The following is a 2,671-nucleotide window of genomic DNA, read 5'->3' on the forward strand; positions in this document are numbered from 1 at the left end:
CCCGCCTGCCCCGCACCGCCCGCCTGCCCCGCACCGCCGACCCCGAGCGCGCGTACCCTGCCGGCCGCGATCCCGCCCGGCCACACCAGCAGCGCGGCGGCGAGGAGCACCGCGGCCGTCATGAGACCCTCGCCCCGAGCACCGCGTCCAGGCCCGCGCGGCCGGGAACCGCCCCACCGTCGGCGCGCCAGGCCGGGTCCACGACGATCCCGTGCGCCTCGCGCCGCACCACCCCGATCGAGTCGACGCCCCGCCGCCCGTCGGGCAGCCGGCGCATCCCCACCACCACCCGCAGGGACGCCGCGACCTGTGCGGACAGGGCCGCCCTGTCGAGTCCGCCCAGCGCGCCGAGCGCCTCCAGCCGGGCGGGCAGCTCCGTGGGCGAGTTGGCGTGGACGGTGCCGGCGCTGCCGTCGTGGCCGGTGTTCAGCGCGGCCAGCAGGTCGGCGACCTCGCCGCCACGCACCTCCCCCACCGCGATCCGGTCCGGTCGCATGCGCAGTGCCTGCCGGACCAGGTCGGCCATGGTCACCTGTCCGGCGCCCTCGACGTTGCCGTGCCGCACCACCAGTCGCACGACGTGCGGGTGCGCGGGTCGCAGCTCGGGGGAATCCTCGACGCACAGCAGCCGCTCGGTCGCCGGGACCAGCCCTAACAGCGCCGCGAGCATGGTGGTCTTTCCGGAGCCGGTGCCACCCACCACGAGGTAGCCCACCCGGGCGTCGACGAGCCCCCGCAGCAGCGGCTCCGCGGAGGCATGCACCGTCCCCGCCTCCACCAACCGGTCGAAGGTCACCTGCGCCGGCCGCGACACGCGCAGCGACAGGCAGGTCCCGTCCACGGCCACCGGCGGCAGAACCGCGTGCAGTCGCCACGCCATCCCGTCGCGGGAGCGCACCACGCCGTCGGCCCAGGGTCGGGCGTCATCGAGCCGCTGACCCGCCCGTCCGGCCAGGCGTACCGCGAGCGCCCGCAGCTCGGCCTCGGTGGGTACGACGACGTCCGTCTCCTCCAGGCCGCGTCCGCGGTCCACCAGTGCCGGCCCCGGCCCGTCGACCACGACGTCGGTGACACCGGGGCTCGCGAGGAGCGCCTCGAGCGGCCCGGCCCCGGCCAGGTGCTCGCGGACCAATCGCGCTGTACGCAGCAGGTCGAGGTGGCCGTGCAGCACCCCGGACTCGGCCCGCACCGCGCGGACCACCTCGTCCGGCTCGGGCTCCACGCCCAGGCCGGCGAGCCGCGCGCGCACCCTGTCGACGAGGTCGGCCGGCGGTGCGACCACCGCCGGATCGTCACCGTTCATCGAGGTCCACCTGCTCCAGCAGTGCGTCGGCGAGCGCGGCCAGTCGTCGCACCCGGCCCGCCCGTCCGCGATGGAGCGCGGCCGCCAGCTCGCCGACGCCCGCCGCACGGCGGACCGCCCGGATCTCCGGCAGGACGTGCCAGTTCCTCGCCCCGGCCACGTCGGCGACGTCGGCGGCGTGCAGGGGGTCGCCGCGTCCGGTCCTGATGACCAGGACCACGCCCGGGTGGTCGCGCACCGCGTTCCCGGCGGCGACAGCGCCCTGGAGGTCGGCCCTGGTGACGACGACGACGAGGTCCGCACCGGCGGACACCGGCCCGCCGTCGGCGAGCCCACCGCGATCGCTCACCACGAGTCCCCCGGCCGACCGGTGGGCCTGCTCCGCTCCCGGGGCGCCGTCGAGGGCGCGGACAGGGTCGGCCACGACCGGTCCACTCCTGGACCGCGCCAGGACGCCGAGTCCGGGCAGGGCCTCGGGCACCGCACCCCACAGGGCCTCCGGATCAGGTCCGCCCAGGTCGGCGCGCACGTCCTCGACCCGAAGCCCGGGCCGCTCCTCGACGCCCAGCACCAGATCGACGCCGGTGCCGTGCGGGTCCGCCTCGACCAGCAGGGTCCGGAGGGACGGCGCAGCCCGAACCGCCAGCGCCGCCGCGAGGGTGCTGGCCCCGCAGCCGCCCACCGCGCCGGCGACCACGATCAGCGGACCCGACCGCGTACGCACCGGCGCGAGCAGCGCACCCACGAGATCGCCGGTGCCGGACGGCAGGCGGACCACCTCGTCGTCGTCGCCCCGGTCGCGGTCAGACCCCACCCGCACGACGCGTGACCTACCGGTATCCACCACGGCGTCCGCGCGATCGGTGACCACCACCTCGGAGTGGTTCCCGGCCCGGGTGTCCGTGTCCAGGGCGAGTGCGGCCAGGACGGCACGCACGTCGGCGTCCAGATCGGGGTCGGCGACGTCCACCGCGACGGACCGCGCTCTCGTAGTCGTGTTCACGGGGCTCAGCCTCGCGCATCCACCCGCCCGTCGACCGCTCCGCGGAGGCCCACGGCGGCCCGCCTGTGGAGGGGGACGGGGCTGTGGACAACGTGCCGCGGGGAAAGCTCGCGAGGGCACTGTGCGGTGGGCGCGTCGGCAGCTGTCCGGTACAGCCGAGCCCGCGAAATGCGAGAGACCGCGGCAGGGGGTGCGGCGGTCTCTCAGAAGTGTCAGTTCTCGGGGGGATGAACTGAGCACCTTAGCCTCAATTCACCGATGAAGTAGCCGGGGCGGTCGCTGGCATGGTCGTGGGTCGTGACCGTATGGAGGGCGTGTGAGGTCCGCCGGTCTGCCCGGCTTTCCACTTTGGTTCCTGGTCGTAG

General features: G+C 75.9%; 2 protein-coding genes. Both read right to left on the reverse strand.

What is annotated here, in order from left to right:
- Positions 1-118: 118 nt before the first annotated feature.
- The gene (locus Q2K20_RS18025; protein ID WP_067711434.1) at positions 119-1,303 is read right to left on the reverse strand and encodes a TadA family conjugal transfer-associated ATPase; all 1,185 of its coding nucleotides are present in this window, start codon (positions 1,301-1,303) and stop codon (positions 119-121) included.
- Positions 1,293-2,306, reverse strand: a complete 1,014-nt coding sequence (locus tag Q2K20_RS18030) for a chromosome partitioning protein (RefSeq protein ID WP_269528916.1) — start codon at positions 2,304-2,306, stop codon at positions 1,293-1,295. Before Q2K20_RS18030 ends, Q2K20_RS18025 begins: the two co-directional genes overlap by 11 nt.
- Positions 2,307-2,671 lie beyond the last annotated feature (365 nt).

The organism is Dietzia sp. IN118, assembly GCF_032905965.1.
Classification (GTDB): domain Bacteria; phylum Actinomycetota; class Actinomycetes; order Mycobacteriales; family Mycobacteriaceae; genus Dietzia; species Dietzia kunjamensis.

Bases quoted from the DNA above. Each gene is read 5' to 3' on its own strand.
- Q2K20_RS18025 (WP_067711434.1), bottom strand. From the start codon at position 1,303: ATGAACGGTGACGATCCGGCGGTGGTCGCACCGCCGGCCGACCTCGTC.